General features: G+C 63.7%; 16 protein-coding genes. 6 read left to right on the top strand and 10 right to left on the bottom strand.

What is annotated here, in order from left to right; genetic code table 11:
* Window positions 1–34: 34 nt before the first annotated feature.
* From NFH98_RS14740 to NFH98_RS14705, 8 genes are all read right to left on the bottom strand, one after another.
* On the bottom strand, window positions 35–1,060 hold the full coding sequence (locus NFH98_RS14740; protein WP_045992521.1) for a LacI family DNA-binding transcriptional regulator: 1,026 nt from the start codon (window positions 1,058–1,060) through the stop codon (window positions 35–37).
* A 38-nt stretch (window positions 1,061–1,098) separates the two neighbouring features.
* Window positions 1,099–1,626, bottom strand: a complete 528-nt coding sequence (locus NFH98_RS14735) for a gamma carbonic anhydrase family protein (protein ID WP_124803092.1) — start codon at window positions 1,624–1,626, stop codon at window positions 1,099–1,101.
* Between the two features lie 11 nt (window positions 1,627–1,637).
* Window positions 1,638–2,570: a 3,5-dioxohexanoate:acetyl-CoA acetone transferase gene (gene kce / locus NFH98_RS14730; RefSeq protein WP_045992523.1), complete on the bottom strand. Its 933-nt coding sequence runs from the start codon at window positions 2,568–2,570 to the stop codon at window positions 1,638–1,640.
* 74 nt (window positions 2,571–2,644) lie between these two features.
* Window positions 2,645–3,580 (bottom strand): 3-hydroxyacyl-CoA dehydrogenase, encoded by a 936-nt coding sequence (locus tag NFH98_RS14725; protein WP_349622908.1) that lies wholly within the window; start codon window positions 3,578–3,580, stop codon window positions 2,645–2,647.
* 16 nt (window positions 3,581–3,596) lie between these two features.
* A complete protein-coding gene (locus NFH98_RS14720) occupies window positions 3,597–4,370 on the bottom strand; it encodes an SDR family oxidoreductase (protein WP_349622907.1) in 774 nt (257 codons plus the stop codon).
* A 20-nt stretch (window positions 4,371–4,390) separates the two neighbouring features.
* Window positions 4,391–5,659, bottom strand: coding sequence for a TRAP transporter large permease (locus NFH98_RS14715; RefSeq protein WP_045992526.1), 1,269 nt, complete (start codon window positions 5,657–5,659; stop codon window positions 4,391–4,393).
* Window positions 5,660–5,661: 2 nt separating this feature from the next.
* Window positions 5,662–6,174, bottom strand: a complete 513-nt coding sequence (locus tag NFH98_RS14710) for a TRAP transporter small permease (RefSeq protein ID WP_349622906.1) — start codon at window positions 6,172–6,174, stop codon at window positions 5,662–5,664.
* Between the two features lie 62 nt (window positions 6,175–6,236).
* Entirely contained in the window at window positions 6,237–7,235 is a 999-nt protein-coding gene (locus NFH98_RS14705; protein WP_349622905.1) for a TRAP transporter substrate-binding protein, read from the bottom strand.
* A gap of 690 nt (window positions 7,236–7,925) precedes the next feature.
* Between NFH98_RS14705 and NFH98_RS14700 the strand changes: the two genes are divergently transcribed.
* The gene (locus tag NFH98_RS14700; RefSeq protein ID WP_045992530.1) at window positions 7,926–9,146 is read left to right on the top strand and encodes a saccharopine dehydrogenase family protein; all 1,221 of its coding nucleotides are present in this window, start codon (window positions 7,926–7,928) and stop codon (window positions 9,144–9,146) included.
* A gap of 3 nt (window positions 9,147–9,149) precedes the next feature.
* Complete coding sequence (gene nspC, locus NFH98_RS14695; RefSeq protein ID WP_239452538.1) at window positions 9,150–10,325, top strand: carboxynorspermidine decarboxylase; 1,176 nt, start codon at window positions 9,150–9,152, stop codon at window positions 10,323–10,325.
* 221 nt (window positions 10,326–10,546) lie between these two features.
* On the opposite strand, the gene NFH98_RS14690 is transcribed toward nspC, so the two are convergent.
* Both NFH98_RS14690 and NFH98_RS14685 read right to left on the bottom strand, forming a co-directional pair.
* On the bottom strand, window positions 10,547–11,560 hold the full coding sequence (locus tag NFH98_RS14690; RefSeq protein WP_348826886.1) for a zinc-binding alcohol dehydrogenase family protein: 1,014 nt from the start codon (window positions 11,558–11,560) through the stop codon (window positions 10,547–10,549).
* 203 nt (window positions 11,561–11,763) lie between these two features.
* A complete protein-coding gene (locus NFH98_RS14685) occupies window positions 11,764–12,660 on the bottom strand; it encodes a glycine betaine ABC transporter substrate-binding protein (protein ID WP_348814636.1) in 897 nt (298 codons plus the stop codon).
* A 175-nt stretch (window positions 12,661–12,835) separates the two neighbouring features.
* On the opposite strand from NFH98_RS14685, the gene NFH98_RS14680 reads away from it, so the two are divergent.
* The 4 genes from NFH98_RS14680 (at window position 12,836) to NFH98_RS14665 (ending at window position 17,468) form a co-directional block, all read left to right on the top strand.
* Entirely contained in the window at window positions 12,836–13,699 is an 864-nt protein-coding gene (locus NFH98_RS14680; protein WP_349622904.1) for an alpha/beta hydrolase fold domain-containing protein, read from the top strand.
* Window positions 13,700–13,901: 202 nt separating this feature from the next.
* The gene (gene hutC, locus NFH98_RS14675; RefSeq protein WP_349622903.1) at window positions 13,902–14,609 is read left to right on the top strand and encodes a histidine utilization transcriptional repressor HutC; all 708 of its coding nucleotides are present in this window, start codon (window positions 13,902–13,904) and stop codon (window positions 14,607–14,609) included.
* 586 nt (window positions 14,610–15,195) lie between these two features.
* Window positions 15,196–16,338, top strand: a complete 1,143-nt coding sequence (locus NFH98_RS14670; RefSeq protein ID WP_349622902.1) for a CaiB/BaiF CoA transferase family protein — start codon at window positions 15,196–15,198, stop codon at window positions 16,336–16,338.
* A complete protein-coding gene (locus NFH98_RS14665; RefSeq protein WP_349591476.1) occupies window positions 16,335–17,468 on the top strand; it encodes an acyl-CoA dehydrogenase family protein in 1,134 nt (377 codons plus the stop codon). Before NFH98_RS14670 ends, NFH98_RS14665 begins: the two co-directional genes overlap by 4 nt.
* Window positions 17,469–17,491: the final 23 nt, after the last annotated feature.

Below are 17,491 nucleotides of genomic sequence, written 5' to 3'. Positions count from 1 at the left end.
TGCGTCGGCGGATGGCGAGAGGGTCGTCGCTTCACTAGGTGTCGTTGACGTCGCCTGAAGGGCGCCTGACGCTGCCGCGCAGCATCGGCGTGACCGGCAGGGTGATCTGCTGTGGTGGGGTGTCCGGCTGGTCGATCTGGGCCAGCAGCAATTCGGTGGCACGCATGATCATGGTCTGTACCGGCTGCTGCAGGGTCGTCAGCGAGTGGCTCGGCCAGGCGGCCATGGGCACGTCGTCGAAACCGATGACCGAGACGTCCTCGGGCACCTTGAGGCAGAACTCGCTCTGGATGACTTCCATGGCGGCGATGGCCATCAGGTCGTTGGCGGCAAACAGGGCGTCGGGCGGGGTGGTGCTGGCGAACAGCAGACGGGTGGCCTGGCAGGCGCTGGTGTATTGATAGTGGCCGATGCCGCTGTCGTGAAGGGCTGCCCCCATGGAGGCCAGGCCCTCGACAAAGCCAGCGCGACGCTGGATGTCGGTGGAGGAGTCGACCAGGCCTGACAGGTAGGCGATGCGGCGATGGCCCAGCGAGACCAGGTGGCGGCCCGCCCAGTAGCCGCCCTGGAAGTTGTCACAGGCGACCTGGCTGATGCCCGCGTAGTCGACCGTACGGTTGATGATCACCACCGGAATGCCGTAGTCGCAGACCAGAGCCGCCTGGTCGTCATTGAGGGTAATCGCCAGCATCAGGATGCCTTCGACCTGGCTTCTCAGGATGTCGTCGAGCACGTCATCGAAGCCGTCGCTGCTGGACGCCGAGAATAGCAGCAGGTGGTAACCCTGCTGCTTGAAGAAGCGGGACGCCTTTTCCAGCATATAGCTGTAGAAGGGATTCTCGAGGCTGTAGACGACCACCGCGATGGTGCGACTCGATCGCGTGATCAGAGAGCGGGCGATGGTGTTGGGCCGATAGCCCAGTTGCCGCGCCGCTTCCATGACCTTCTTGCGGGTCTTGTCCGACACCTTGGCATCCGGCGAAAAGGTCCGGCTGACGGCAGACTGCGAGACCCCGGCAAGACGGGCGACATCGTGTGAGGTGACGGATTTCTTTTTCATCGAGTCATGTCGTGTCGGGTGGCAGAAATGGCCGGCGATCACGCCGGCTCGACAGGCTCCAGAGACGCATAGGCGGCGATCTTGTCGGTGTAGACGCTGGCATTGTCGCGCACCGACTGTATCTCGTCCTCGGTCAGTTCTCTGACCACCTTGGCTGGACTGCCGACGATCAACGAGCCAGGGGGAAAGCGCTTGCCCGAGGTGACGAGCGCGCCGGCGCCGATGATACATCGATCACCGATGTCGGCACCGTTGAGTACCGTGGCATTCATTCCCACCAGCACGTCATCGCCGATGCGGCAGCCGTGCAGCATGGCCAGGTGACCGACCGTGACCTGGCGTCCCATGGTAACCGGATAGCCGGGGTCCGAGTGAACCACACAGCCGTCCTGCAGGTTGCTGTCGTCTCCCACCACGATAGGCGCATTGTCGCCACGAAGCACGGCCCCGGGCCACACGCTGACGCGCTCACCCAGGCGTACGTCGCCGATCAGCGTGGCCTCGTCGAACACCAGTGCGCTGGCGGCGATATCGGGGGCCTCGCCCCCGAGTCGATACAGGGTCATCGTCCGTCTCCCTAGAAGCCGACCTGGTCGGCGCCCTTGAGTCCCAGCATCTGACGCGCTTCGTCCGGGGTCGCCACCTCAAACGACAGACCCTCGAGGATCTCGCGCACCTTGGCGACCTGGCTTGCGTTGGTCTCGGCCAGCTTGCCCGGGCCCAGCCACAGCGAATCCTCGAGTCCGACCCGCACGTGTCCCCCCATGGCGGCGGCCTGGGCAGCGATGCGCATCTGGCTGCTGCCGGCGCCCAGCACCGACCACTCGTAGGCGTCGCCGAACAGCCGGTCCGCGGTGCGCCGCATGTGGATCACGTCCTCTGGGTGAGGACCGATGCCACCGAGGATGCCGAACACGCTCTGGACGAACACGCGGCCGCCGATGACGCCGCGGTCGAGCAGGTTGCGCAGGGAATAGAGGTGTCCGATGTCGTAGCACTCGCACTCGAAACGGGTACCGTTCTCGGCGCCCAGGGTCATCGCCTTCTCGATGTCGGCGAAGGTGTTCTTGAACACCAGGTCGCGACTGTTCTCCAGGTGCTCACGCTCCCACTGGTGCTCAAGCGACGCGTAGCGGTCGAGCATCGGGAACAGCCCGAAGTTGATCGAGCCCATGTTCATGGAGGCAAGCTCGGGCTTGAACTCCATGGCCGGGCGCATGCGCTCCTCCACCGTCATGTGCGGACTGCCACCGGTGGTGAGGTTGATGACCGCGTCGCAGGCGTCCTTGATGCGGGGCAGGAAGCGCTCGAACATGGCCGGGTCCTGGGTCGGCTTGCCGTTGTCGGGATCACGCGCATGCAGGTGCAGAATCGAGGCGCCGGCCTCGGCGGCGGCGATGCCTGCCTCGGCGATCTCTTCCGGGGTGACCGGCAGGTGCGGCGACATGGACGGGGTGTGGATCGCGCCGGTGACCGCGCAGGTGATGATGACCTTGCGTTGCTTTGCCATGGGTCGGGTCCTTGAATGATGGATAGGCGGGTAAGGTGGGGCAGTGGCTGGTCTGGGTCAGTCGTTGGCCCGGGTCAATCGTTTGCCAGCGTCTGCTGGTGGGCGATCAGCGCCATCAGGCGTCGGTCGCGCCAGGCCTGTCGCTCGCCCAGGCGCTGGGCCGGCAGTTGTTGACGGCGCTGCTGGTCGAGTGCCGCCAGGGTCGTGGTTTGCCAGGGATCGTCGTCACCGCGCTCGCGGTCGACGTCGCGATACAGCGGCCCATAGCGGTTGCCATAGTCGACCACGCCGTCGGGCGCATTGAGGTCGATGGTCTCGAAGGGCCCCATGAACGACCAGCGCAGGCCCAGCCCGTGCTTGACCGTCTTGTCCAGATCCTCGGCGGAGCACACCCCGTCTGCGAACAGTCTCAGCGCCTCGTTGAGCAAGGCGCCTTGCAGGCGATTGAGCACGAAGCCAGGGACTTCCTTGTTGACCAGGATCGGTGTCTGCCGGGCCTGCTCCAGCAGCGCCATGGTGGACGCCACCGCGGCTTGCCCGGTGGCCGGCGCCGGCACCACTTCCACCAGCGGGATCAGGTAGGGCGGATTGACCGGATGGGCCACCAGGCAACGGTCAGGGTGATGGAGGTGATCGGTGAAGCGCGAAGCGGCGATACCGGAGGTCGAACTGGCCAGCACCGTGTCGTTGGCCACCACGGCTTCAAGGTCGCTGTAGATGCGCCGTTTGGTCTCGACATCTTCCGGCCCGCACTCCTGCACGTAGCCGACCCCGGCCATGGCCGATGCCAGGTCGCTGTCGTAGCGGATACGCGACATCGCCCGCTCCGTGTCCTCGATCAGCCCCGCCTGGTGGAGGTCGTCGAGGGAGGTGGCGATAGCGTCGCGGGCCCGCTCGAGCGCCTCGTCTGCGGCGTCATGCAGGCGCACGTCGATGCCGGCTCGGGCGAACACGATGGCCCAGGCGCGGCCGATCAGGCCGGCGCCGAGAATACCTACGGGTCTGGTCATAAGGAGGCTTCCGTGGTCACAGGGATTCGACGTTGGCGCAGACGCTGAGTGCCTGGCCGCTGATGTTGGTGCCCCCCGGCGCCGCCAGGAACAGTGCCATGGCGGCGATATCGGTGGGCTCGACCATGCGCCGCATGGAGATCTTCGACAGGTTCTCCGTTTCCATCTCGGCGTAGCTGATGCCGCGCTTGGCGGCACGGTCCTCGATCACCTTCTCGATGCGAGGCCCGCGCACGATGCCCGGGAGGATGGCATTGACCCGCACGCCGTCCGGGCCGAGCTCGCAGGCCAGGCTCTTGGTCAGGCCGACCACCGCCCACTTGCTCGCGGCGTAGGGCGTGCGGTAGGCGAAGCCAAGCCGTCCGGCCACCGAGGCCAGGTTGACCAGCAGTCCCTGGCTTTCGCGCAGCAGCGGCGCGGCGCGGTGGGCGACGCGGTACTGGCCGTTCAGGTTGATGTCGATGGTCTGGGTCCAGCTTGCGTGATCGATTTCGTCGATGCCCGCAGTGGGGCCGGCGATCCCGGCGTTGTTGACCACCACATCGAGACCGCCGAGTGCGCGGGCGTCATCGAACAGGCGGGCGACCTCGTCCTCAAGGCTGACGTCACAACGGGTATGGGTGATGCCGTCTGGCAGGGCAGCCAGGGCCTCGCTGTCGATGTCGCAGACGTGGACCCTGGCGCCGGCCTGGACGAAGGCCTCGGCGATGGCCAGGCCGATGCCGGAGGCGCCGGCGGTGACCAGCACGCGCAGTCCCTGGCGTGGGGTGAGGCTTTCAACGACGTTCATGGTGTTCTCCTTGTGTGGGGTCACAGCGACGGCAGCCAGGTGGACAACACCGGCAGCAGGCTGATGATCAGAAGGTTGGCGAGCACGATCGCGACAAAGGGCATGACCGCCCAGGTCAGACGAGCGATGCCGATGTTGGTGATCTGGGAGGCGACAAAGAGGTTGAGCCCGACCGGTGGGGTGAACATGCCCATGGCGAGGTTGACCACCATGATGATGCCGAAGTGGATCGGGTCGAAGCCGTAGCTCACCGCGATCGGCAGCAGGATCGGCACGAAGATCAGGATGGCGGCGGCGGCCTCGATGAACATGCCGGCCAGAAGCAGCAACAGGTTCGCCAGCAGGATGAACAGAAGCGGGCTGTCGATGGCCGAGATCACGAAGTCCGAGATCATGTCGGGGACCCGCAGGCTTTGCAGGATGCGCCCATAGAGCCCGGCGGCGCCGATGATGCTGAGCACCACCGCGGTGGTCACGGCGGATTGCTTGAGGATGCCTACCAGGCTTGCGAACTTGATCTCTCGGTAGATCAGGGTGCCGATGACGAAGGAGTAGGCGACCGCGATGACGGCGGCTTCGGTGGGCGTAAAGACACCCCCATAGATGCCACCGAGGATGATCACCGGCATCAGGATGGCCAGAATCGCCTTTTTACCGGCGCGAAAGACGTCGCCGAGCGAGCTTTTTTCTCCGCCGCCAAGTCCATTGGCACGGGCAAAGAAGTAGGCAAACACCAGCAGGGTGAGGGTCACCAGGATGCCCGGCAGAATACCGGCGATGAACATGTCGCCCACCGAGACGTTGGCGGCGATGCCGTAGAGAATCAGCGGGATGCTGGGCGGGATGATCACGCCGAGGGCGCCGGAGGCGGCCTGGTTGGCGGCGGCGTAGCCACCGGGATAGCCCTTGGACAGCATGGCGGGAATCAGGATGGCACCGATCGCGGCGGTGGTGGCGGCGCCGGAGCCGGAGATCGCCGCGAAGAACAGCGACGTGACGATGGCCACCATGGCCAGGCCGCCGGTCATGCTGCCCACCAGGGTGTTGGAAAAGTCGACCAGGCGCTTGGAGATGCCGCCACCCTGCATCAGGTAGCCCGCCAGGATGAAGAACGGGATCGCCATCAACGGAAAGGAATTGACCGAGGCCAGCATCTGCTGGGCGACGATCAGCATCGGCATCAGGTCGCCGTGCCAGACGGTAATGGCCGAGGCCAAGCCCAGCGAGAAGGCGATGGGGACGCCAAGAATGAACAGGGAAATCAGCAGGACGAACAGTAACAGTGCCATGGTCAGTTCACCTCCTGATGGTGGTGGACCGGTTGGCCCAGGGCTTCGTCGATCAGCAGACCGAGGCTATTGACCATGATCACGATGCCGCCTGCCGGGATGGCGAGGTAAGGCCACATCATCGAAATACGGGTGCTGGGGGCGGTCTGGCTGGAGACCCGGCCGACCAGCTCGAAGCCGTACTTGATCATGACGAAGGCGAACACCGCCGAGCACAGCACAACCAGGATGCGCATCAGGCGGCCCACGCGTTCGCCGCAATACTCCAGCACGATGTCGACCGAAATCAGGGTGCCCTTGCGGTAGGCGTAGCCGGCACCGATAAAGGTCAGCCAGAGCATCGAAAAGCGCGCGATCTCGTCGGAGAAGAACAAGGGACTGCCGACCACGAATCGGGCGAAGACTTGCCAGAAGATCAGTACGGTCATGACCAGCAGCAGCAGCGCCAGGCCCCAGCCGATCAAGCGGTTGAAGTGCCCGATCCCGACGTTGACGAATTGCAGGAAGGATTGCATGGGATGCCTCGCAGGAAGAGACGGCCCCCGCCTTGCCATGGGCTCGGCGGGCGCCTTGTTGCTTAGTGGTCGAAGTTGATCGCGGCGTCGACCAGGTCCTCGCCCACGGTCGGTGCCCACTTGTCGATCACCGGACGCACGGCCTCACGGAAGGGGGCCAGGTCCGGCTCGGTCACGGTCATGCCGAGTTCCGCCAGTTCGCCCTTGTAGCGCTGCTCCAGCTCCTGGCTGGCCTCGCGCTGTACCGGCAGTGCGATCTGCGCGGCTTCGAGGATGATCTGCTGATCTTCTTCGCTGAACGAGTTGAACAGGTTCAGGCTCATCATCAGCGGCGCCGGCGAATAGACGTGCTGGGTGATGTTCAGGTAGTCCTGGACCTCGTAGAAGTTGACGTCGTAGATGGTGGCCAGCGGGTTTTCCTGGCTATCCATGACCCCCTGCTGCAGCGCGGTGTAGACCTCGGTCCAGGCCATCGGCGTGGCGTTGGCGCCCAGCGCTTCCCAGGTGTCCACCTGAACGCGGCTTTCCTGGGTGCGGTGATTGATGCCGTCGAGATCGCTCGGGTGCTCGAGCGGGCGTACCGAGTTGGTGTTGTGGCGGAAGCCGTTTTCCATCCAGGCCAGGAACTTGACGTTCATCTGCTCTTCGGCGAGTTGAGCGAGCTGTTCGCCGTGTTCGCTGTCGAGGAAGCCGTAGGCGTGCTCGTGGTCCTCGAAGATGTAGGGCAGGTCGAACAGCAGGAACTCGTCGACGAAACCGCCCATGGGGCCGGTGGAGGCGATGCCGGCGTCGATGATGCCAAGCCCCATGCCCTCGATGACCTCACGCTCGGCGCCCAAGGCGTTGTCGTAGTGAGGTTCGACGGTCAGACGGCCATCCGACAGGCGCTCAAGTTCCTCACCGAACTTGAGGATACCGATGCCCTGCTGTGACTCGGGTCCCAGCGGCAGGCTGACGTCGATGGTGCGTTCCTGCTGGGCAAGGGCGGTCGCGGACAGGCCAAGACCGACAGCGGCGGTCAGGGCGGTCAGGCTGAAGGGGAGGGGGTGAAAGTGGCGCATGGAGCTCTCCTGTTGTCGTTGTGAGCCCCTGGCCGGCAGCGAGGGGCAATCGGCGGCGCTCGAGGTGGTGGCGCTGCGGAGTGCACACTTGTAAATCCAAACGACATACGTATTCAACAATAGAAAATTCCATGATCCATGTATGTGAAGTAAGTTGCTGAATATTAATTAAATATACTTTAGTTTAATTTAGTGACTACGTAGTCTTTTTTTTGTGGATTGATGGGTGGCGTGCGCGCTTTGTAGCGTCGGGTGGAGGCTGGGGCAAGTGAGTCAGGAGGCCTGAAGTGGAGTGGGCTGGCGCGAGCTGGAGTGAGCTGGAATGAGCTGGCGTGAGGTGGAGTGAGCTGGAGTGGGCTGGCGTGAGGTGGAGTGAGCTGGCGCGAGGTGAGGGCGGCTCGTACATGGGCTCGCACCAGGCGCTCGACAGCGTCACATCAAGCTGTCATCTGGTGGTGATTGACTACACTGTCGCCAGGTCGGTGGCACGCCTTGACATCCACCTCGGCGACGCACAGCTAAGGGGCGAAAAGCCGTGGCGTGAAACGGCAAATCTGGTTAGCATGCGCCGTCCGGTAGTAGGGTAGGGGGCTCGTCGGGTGGACGAGCCTCGTGGGTCGCGATTCGGCTCACCTCGACCGGGCCTATCCATCTTGACGGGTCGTTGTACTCAGGCGGGAGCGTATTGTTATGTCAAAAGTGATCATCATCGGTGCCGGCGGTGTGGGCAGTGTCGTCGCTCACAAGTGTGCGCAGCTTGAATCGGTGTTTACCGATATCCTGTTGGCCAGTCGCACCGAATCCAAGTGCAAGGCCATCGCCGAGCAGTTGCCGCGCCCGATTCGCACAGCCCAGGTCGACGCCGACAACGTCGCCGAGCTGACTGCCCTGCTCGAAGCCGAGAAGCCGGAGCTGGTCATCAACGTGGCGCTGCCCTACCAGGACCTGAGCATCATGGATGCCTGCCTGGCCGCCGGCGTGCACTACCTCGACACCGCCAACTACGAGCCGCTGGATACCGCCAAGTTCGAGTACAAGTGGCAGTGGGCCTACCAGGATCGCTTCAAGCAGGCCGGCCTGACCGCGCTGCTCGGCAGCGGCTTCGATCCGGGCGCCACCAACATGTTCACCGCCTATCTCGCCAAGCACTACTTCGACGAGATCGAGGAGCTGGACATCATCGACGTCAACGGCGGCGATCATGGCTACCCCTTCGCCACCAACTTCAACCCGGAGATCAACATCCGGGAGGTCAGCGCGGACTGCCGCCACTATGAAGATGGCGAGTTCGTCACCACGCCGCCGATGTCCAAGATGGCCCGTTTCAGCTGCCCCGAAGAGGTCGGTGACTACAACATCTACCGCCTCTACCACGAGGAGCTGGAGTCGCTGTCCAAGCACTTCCCGAGCCTCAAGCGCGCCCAGTTCTGGATGAGCTTCGGCGACAGCTACCTCAAGCACCTGGAGGTGTTGAAGAATGTCGGTATGACCGGCATCGAGCCGGTGGAGTACAACGGCCAGCAGATCGTGCCGATCCAGTTCCTGGCCAGCCTGCTGCCCGACCCCTCCACCCTGGGCCCGCGCACCAAGGGCAAGACCTGCATCGGCACCGTGGTGCGCGGCAAGAAGGATGGCCAGGAAAAGGTCATGTACCTGTACAACATCTGCGACCATCAGGACTGCTACGCCGAGGTGAAGTCCCAGGCGATCTCCTATACCACCGGCGTGCCGGCGATGATCGGCGCCAAGATGATCCTCGAGGGTCACTGGAAGCGTCCGGGCGTGTGGAACATGGAGCAGTGCGATCCCGATCCGTTCATGGCCGACATGAACGAGTACGGTCTGCCGTGGAAGGTCATCGAGCTGGATCCGTCGTTCCGTCTGGACGTGCAGAAGGGCGAGGACCTCTAAGGCGTGGAGATCCTTCAGTTCACGGATATCACGCGGCTGGACGCCGAAGCGCTGCCGTCACCCTGCTACGTCGTCGACGAGGTGGCGGTGGAGCGCAACCTGGCGATCCTCGCCGAGGTCGCCGAGGCCAGCGGTGCCAAGGTGCTGTCGGCGCTCAAGGCCTTCAGCATGTGGCACTTCGCGCCGATGGTGTCGCGCTACTTGAGCGGCACCTGCGCCAGCGGCCTGCACGAGGCGCAGCTCGGGCGTGAGCACTATGGTGGCGAGGTCCACGTCTTCGGCGCCGCCTACAGCGACGCCGATCTGGCCGAGATCCTCAAGATCGCCGACCATGTGGTGTTCAACAGCTCGGCCCAGTGGCGTAGGGCCCAGCCGCTGGTGCGCGAGGCGCTGGCGCGTCGTCCGGGGCTGCGCTTCGGGCTGCGCATCAATCCGGAGCACTCCGAGGGCGATGTGCCGATCTACGATCCCTGCGCACCGGGGTCGCGGCTCGGTATCCCGTTGTCCGAGCTCGACGAGCAGAGCCTCGACGGCATCAGCGGTCTGCACTTCCATACCCTGTGCGAGCATGACTTCCCGCCGCTTGAGCGTACCCTGGCGGCGGTGGAAGAGCGCTTCGGCCATCTGCTCGGGCGCATGCAGTGGGTCAACTTCGGCGGTGGCCACCATATCACCCGTCCCGACTACCAGCGTGACGACCTGATCCGCTGCGTGCGTGACTTCGCCGAGCGTCACCAGGTGCAGGTCTACCTGGAGCCCGGCGAGGCGGTTGCCATCGGTTCCGGGGTGCTGGTGACCACGGTGCTGGACACGAGCTTCAATGCGCTGAACCAGGCGATCCTCGACACCTCGGCCACCTGCCATATGCCGGACGTGCTGGAGATGCCCTATCGTCCCGGTCTGCTGGGGGCGGGGGAGCCAGGCGAGTACCCGCACACCTACCGACTGGGCGGGCTGACCTGTCTGGCCGGGGACGTGATCGGCGACTACAGCTTCCCCGAGCCGCTTGAGATCGGTCAGAAGCTGATCTTCAAGGACATGTCCCACTACACCATGGTCAAGACCACCACCTTCAATGGCACGCGCCTGCCGGCCATTGCGGTGTGGAACTCCGAGACCGGTGAGCTCAGGGTGATCCGCGAGTTCGGCTATCAGGACTTCCGCGAACGCCTGTCCTGACGGCAGAGTGGAAGGTGCAAAGCCCAGGTCGGGGGCTGAGATTCGGGGCCGAGGTCAGGGCCTGATTCGGCTCTGAGGATTGAGACCGAGGTTCGAGTCCGAGGTTCTGGAGCTCGACTGACGCGGATCGTGGTATCGATTCGATCGGACCGTCTTCGATACGCAAGCCGCCCGCCCCGTTCGGCACTGCCGAGCGGGGCGGGCGTCTTTTCGTCTGCGCCTTAAAAACCTTCGAGCACGATCTTGCCCTTGGCCTTGCCGCTCTCGATCAGCGCATGGGCGCGCTTGAGGTTGTCGGCGTTGATGGTGCCGTAGCTGTCGGTGGCGGTGGAGCGAATCCGACCCGTGTCGATCAGCCCCGCCACCTTGTCGAGGATCTCGCCCTGGCGGGCGATGTCGTCGGTGGTGAAGAGCGCGCGGGTAAACATCAGCTCCCAGTGGATCGACACCGCCTTGGGCTTGAACGGCGTGATGTTCAGCGTCTCTGGGTCATCGATCAGCCCGAAGCGGCCCTGGGGGGCGATCAACTCGGCCACCTGGGGGGCATAGTGCTCCGAATAGTTGGTCGAGAAGACGAAGGCTGGCGCACCCAGGCCCAGCGCCTCGACCTGTTCGGGCAGCGGCTGGCTGTGGTCGATCACGTGGTGAGCGCCGAGTTCCTTCACCCAGGCCTGGGTCTCCGGGCGCGAGGCGGTGGCGATGATCTGCAGGTCGGTCAAGGCGCGCAACAGCTGGATGGTGATGGAACCCACGCCGCCGGCACCGCCGATCACCAGCACTGCACGGGCGGCACCGGGGACCGGATCAAGCACCCGCAGGCGATCGAACAGCATCTCGAAGGCGGTCAGGGTGGTGAGCGGCAGTGCCGCTGCCTGGGCGGTGGGGATGGAGCGAGGCGCATGCCCGACGATGCGCTCGTCGACCAGATGGTACTCGCTGTTGGTGCCCGGGCGGGAGATATCGCCGGCGTACCAGACCTGGTCGCCCACGGCGAAGCGTGAGGCCTGGTCACCGACCGCGACCACCTCGCCGACCGCGTCCCAGCCAATCACAGCAGGCTGACCTTCTTCGGGGGCGCGGGCCTGGCGAATCTTGACGTCCACCGGGTTGACCGAAATCGCCTCGACCTTGACCAGCAGGTCAAAGCCGCTGGCCTGTGGCGTGTCGAGGGTCAGATCGACCAGGGCGTCGGCGCGGTCGATGGGGCCGGGGGCGTGGTAACCGATAGCTTTCATGGGATCTCCCGTAAGGTGTTCATCAATGGCAACACCTTAGCGTGCTATGGAGTCGTGAAACACCGGCGGCCGCCAAACACACTATTCGGAATTCCCGGACAATGGCGCCCTCAGGATGCAGAAGAAATAGCGGCCACAAACCGCCTGCCAGGCCGTTTGTGACCGGTTGGTGGGGAAGGGATCTTGGGGATGTTGGCGTATGGTCAGTCGATCAGTCCCTGGTCGACGAGAAACTGCTCGGCGACCGTCTCGACGACGTCGCGGTTCACGTCCACCTGTTCGTTGAGGCGGGTCATCACCTCATCGTCGAGCTTGGCAGCGAGAGCATTGAGCTGGGCTTCCAGCTCGGGGTGGGTGTCCAACGCCTCCTGGCGCACCACGGGGGTCATGGCGTAGGGCGGGAAGAAGCCCTTGTCGTCCTCGAGGATACGTAGATCGAAGGCCGATACGCGTCCATCGGTGGTGGTGACCATGGCGATGTCCACCTGATCGTCTCTCAGCGCCGTGTAGGTCAGGCCGGTATCCATGCGCTTGATGTCGGAACGCTCGAACTGAAAGCCGTAGATGTCCTGCATCGGCCGCAGTCCGTCAGGTCGGGCGTAGAATTCTGCATTGGAGGCAAACAGCAGGTCCTCGCCGGCGTTGACCGCTTCTGCCATGTCCGAAATGCTGGTGATCTCCATGGCCTCGGCGTCGGCCTCTCGCATGGCGATCGCGTAGGTGTTGTTGACGCCGGAAGGTTCGAGCCAGGCAAGTCCCTTCTCGGCATCCAGCGCCTTGACGCGGTCATAGGTTTCCTGGGAATCGAGCTTTTCCTCGACCCCATTGAAGACGATAAGGGAAGTGCCGGTGTACTCCCAGTAGAGGTCTACCTGGCCGTTTTCCTGGGCCTGACGCAGCACCGCCGAGCCCATGCCGGCGCGCTTGTCCACGTCGTAGCCGAGATGGTCAAGGTACTGGGCGGTCATGCTCGAGATGATCTGCTGTTCGGTAAAGTTCTTGCCACCGACCACGATGTTGTCGTCAGCATGAGATGTTATGGCAAAGAGGGTGAGCAGTCCGGCGGTGATTGTTGTCGTGGCACGGCGTTGAAGTGTCATCTAGAAGTCCGGTTATGGGGTGGAGCCTTAAGTCTAGGCCAGCGGGGCTCGCTGCCAAGGGGCGACGCACGAGTCTTTGCAATGGGGACGATTGCAGATGCAAATGACTGAAAGTTGCAGAAATCGCTACCATGATCTCACGCTTCATTACGTGGAAAGGTGCCCGGAAAGCCGCATGGAAATCGAAGAGTTCATCAACTGTTATCAAAAGGGGCTCAATCAGCTTGACGGGATGACAGTCGCCGACTCCCGGCTTGGCTATGAGCGCCTGTGCGAAAGTTTTCAGGTGAGAAGCTCGGCAATCGCTTGCGACGTCACCGAGATCACCGGTGTGCCGGTCACCAGGCTGTGGGCGCGTGATGGCGTGGGTCGAGGCGATGGCGTGGTGGTGTATGCCCATGGTGGAGGCTGGTCGCTCGGGTCTAGTCGTAGCCATCGCGGCGTCGCCGAAGCCCTGGTGCTGGCGCTGGGCCGCGAAGTGGTCAGCGTGGACTATCGGCTGCTGCCTGAAGCGAATTACCGCGAAGCACTGGCGGATGTGCTTGGCGTGTGGCGAACCTGTGATCCTGTCGCCGCGGTAGGGGATAGCGCCGGGGGCAGGCTGGTAATGGATGCAGCAGCCACGCTAACTCGGGAAGGCGTTGGCGTACCACCGCTGGGGCTGATCTATCCAGTCGTCGGTACGCCGCACATGACGACACTGGGGCCGGACGCACCGCTGCTAACACGCGACGATGTCATGGCGTTGTGGCGGTCGGTCGCGGCCGATATTCCCTGTCATGATGTGAGCCTTCCGCCGTCGCGCTACGTTCATGTGCTGGCGGCAGAGCACGACCCGCTGACGGCAATGACGGCAGATGCCGTGGAGCGATGGTCGGGCGCTTCAGTGCATGTTTCTCTGGATATCGCCGAAGGCATGGTGCATAGCGCGCTGCATGGCCTTCCCAGGCTGAGACCCATGCAGGCTGCCTGGCGGACCTTTTGCTCGCGGCTCAACGCTTCAATCGAGGCAGCAGCGAGTCATGACGGGAGTGAGTGAGCAGCAGGAGGGCCGCGACGGAGGTGAAGTTCTGCCGCCGGGCAACCAAGAGACGGTGTTAACGCTGTGCTCGGAGGGGAGCCGGAATCCCTGCATCGAGACGTGCCTGCCGTTGACGACGATGCTTTGATGTTCACCTCGGCTTCCCTGGGGCCGGGAGCATGGCTACACTTGGCGTTTCCCATTGCCCACAGGACGTTGCATGGCAAGCTCGCGGCCCAGCTACGCAAGAATAAAGGAATATCTGCTGTCCGAGATCGAGAGCGGGGCCTACGTCGCCGGTGATCGAATCCCTGCCGAGAATGCTCTGGCTACCCAGTTTGGGGTCAGTCGCATGACCGCCAACAAGGCCATACGCGATCTGGTACAGAAGGGCTTGCTGGTGCGCCGGGTGGGGTCCGGTACCTTCGTCAGTCAGCGCAAGTCCGAATCGTCGCTGTTCGACATCCGCAATATCGCCGACGAGATCCGCCTGCGAGGCGGCGAGCACTCAAGCCAGATCATCGCGTTGAAGGAGGTGGCCGCATCCGAAGAGGTCGCCGTCTTTCTGGGGGTGAGGACCGGGACCCGGGTGTTCTACTCCGAGATCGTGCATCGGGAAAATGGCGTGGCGATCCAGCTCGAGCGACGCCACGTCAACCCGAAGCTGGCGCCGGACTACCTGCAGCAGGACTTCGAGCGCCAGACGCCCAACGCCATCCTGGTGGCGCGTTATCCGGTCACCGACGTCGAGAACAGCGTCGAGGCGATGCTGCCAAATGACGAGGAAGCGGCGCTGCTGGAGATGTCTCCCAGCGACGCCTGCCTGCTGGTGGTGCGGCGTACCTGGTCCGGGGAGCTGTTGATCAGCTACACCCAGCTTCTGCATCCCGGCAAGCGCTACAAGCTGAACGCCTCCCGCAATACCTGAAGCTACCCTGGCGCATCGCCGCCGCTGTTCGGACGGCTTCCTTCGCAGGTCTTTGCTGTGAGGGTGGTGACGGCTGTGGCTTGGTGTCATGCAGCGCTCGCGTTTTCACCTCCCTCTCTCGGTGATCTCCCCCCCGGCAAGCTCTCTCGCCGAACTCCCTCCTATCACCCTGCTATCTCTCTGCTGTCTCTCTACTGGCAGCGCTGACGAACGCTTGGCGCCCGTCGTTCTCCCCCTCCCTGACGTTGCCCTCGATGACCATCTCTCGGGTTCCCGACGGGCTTCGGGGTGTCGTGCCGCGGACTCCCTCGACATCGGTGCGGGCCGTCGATGACGCTAGATGTATATACCAATATGTGCCACAAGCGCCTGGTGTCACCATTTATCATTAGACCTTGGTCGATAATTCTCAAGGCCTATATTTTAGAAAGCGTTTAAAAAACAATAAATAAATTTCGTTCTGAGATTTTTGGCAAGAATGTCTGGGTGGAAAGCCGGCCACTTTAGCGATAAATATGTATATACATATTGAGCGGCCGTCAGCGCTCGATGTCACTGCCAACAACAAGACCGGAGGCAAGACGCTATGCAACCACTCAAGGGGATCACCGTCCTCGACCTGTCCCGGGTGCTCGCCGGGCCCTACTGCACCGCCATGCTGGCTGACCTGGGCGCCGAAGTGGTCAAGGTCGAGTCGGGGCAGGGCGACGACAGCCGTCATATTGCGCCTTACGTCGAGGGCGAAAGCCTGTACTTCTCGATGCTCAATCGTGGCAAGAAGAGCCTGTGTCTGAATCTCAAGGACCCCCAGGACCTCGAGCGCTTTCATCGGCTTTGCGAGCGCGCCGACGTGGTGGTGGAGAACTTCCGGCCCGGGGTTACCGAGCGCCTGGGAATCGACGAGGCGACGCTGCGTGCGCGCTACCCCCGTCTCATCTACTGCTCGATCTCCGGCTTCGGTCAGAGCGGTGCCATGCGCGTCAAGCCAGCCTACGACATCATCGCCCAGGCGCTGTCGGGCATGATGGCGGCCACCGGTCCCGATGGCGGCATGCCGACCCGCATCGGCGAGTCGCTGGGCGATGTGTGCGCCGGAATGTTCGCCAGCTGGTCGATCGCAGCGGCGTTGTTCGCCCGTGAACGTGACCCCGAGCGCCAGGGCTGCCATCTGGATGTGTCCATGCTCGATTGCCTGTTCTCGATGCAGGTCACCAACCTGGCGCAGTTCGTCGCCAGCGGCCAGGCGCCTTCCCCTATCGGCAATCGCCATCCGCTGTCGGCGCCCTTCGACAGCTTCGAGGCCAAGGATGGCCAGGTAATCATCGCGGTGATCAACAACACGCTGTTTTCTCGCCTGGCCGCGTGCATGCAGGCGCCAGAGCTCGCCGAGGATGCGCGCTTCGTCGACGACGAGCAGCGCTGTCTCCACCAGGCCGAACTCAAGTCGCTGATCGAAGACTGGACCGGCCAGTTCACCGTGGAGGAGGTCTGCGCGCGTCTCGATCAGGCGGGAGTGCCGGCGTCTCCGATCTGGAACATCGCCCAGCTTGCCGAATCCCGGCATGCCGAAGACCGCCAGCTGCTGCTCGATATGGGGCACTGGCGCTCGCCGGCTCAACCGGTGTTCTTCAATGGCCGACGGGTCGTCTGCGATCGCCCCGCGCCGACGCTTGGCCAACACAACGCCTGTCTCGAATCACAGCACCTCGACAAGGAGATCGACGCATGAACTTTACCTTCAATGAAGATGACATCGCCTTCCAGGACGCCGCTCACCGCGTCTGCGCTGAGGTGCTCAAGACCAATGCGGCGCGCTACGACGAAACGCGGGAGTTCTGCCGCGAGAGCCTCGACGCCCTGGGCGAGCTGGGCTTCTGGGGCATGAACCTGCCCGAGCAGTATGGCGGTGTGGAGATCTCGAGCATCGCCATGTCGCTGGCGGTGGAAGAGATCGCCTACCACTGCGCGGCCACCTGTTCATCGCTGACCGCTCACTTTCTGGCCACCGACTCGGTGCTGATCGGTGCCACCGAGGATCAGAAGCAGGCGCTGCTTCCCCAGTGTGCCAGCGGCGAGAAGCTGGGCGCCTTCGCCCTGACCGAACCCGGGGCCGGCTCCAATCCCGCCGAGATGCGCACCCGGGCGGTACGCACCAGCGACGGCTGGCACCTGACCGGCACCAAGCACTACATCACCAACGGCGCCTTCGCCGACTTCCTGGTGGTCTACGCCAAGACCGACCCCGATCAGGGCCACCGCGGCATCTCTGCCTTTCTGGTCGACCGCCACACCGCCGGCATCGAGTTCTCGAGTCCCGAGAAGACCCTGGGCCTGCGCGGTAGCCACATCTACGAGATCGGCTTCGACTGCGTGCTGCCATTGGATGCGCTGATGGGCGAGGAGGGGGCCGGATTCGCCACCGCCATGGAGGTGCTGGATCGCGGCCGGGTCGAGGTGGCGGCGATGAGCGTCGGTATCTCGCGGGCCGCTCGAGATGCGTCGCTGGCCTGGTCAAAGGAACGCATCGTCGGTGGCAAGCCGCTGTGCCGGCACCAGGGCATCCAGTGGATGCTGGCCGAGATGCACGCCCAGCTCGAGGCCGCCAAGCTGGTGACCTACAAGGCGGCGGACGCGCGGGACTCCGGCCAGCGTTTCAGCCTTGAGTCGGCGGTGGCCAAGCTGGTGGCATCCGAGGCGGCGGCCAAGGTCACCGACGCCGCGGTGCAGGTCCATGGTGGCTACGGCTACATCTCCGACCTGCCGATCGAGCGCTACTACCGTGACGCCCGCATCACCCGCATCTTCGAGGGCACCTCGGAGATCCAGAAGATCATCATCGGCCGTGCCATCACCGCCTGACCGCCCAGCAAGGGAGATAGCCC

This window comes from Halomonas sp. H33-56 (assembly GCF_040147035.1).
Taxonomy (GTDB): Bacteria; Pseudomonadota; Gammaproteobacteria; order Pseudomonadales; family Halomonadaceae; genus Halomonas; species Halomonas litopenaei.
Note: the sequence above shows the minus strand (reverse complement) of the source record. Positions and strands in the feature narration are given on the sequence as shown.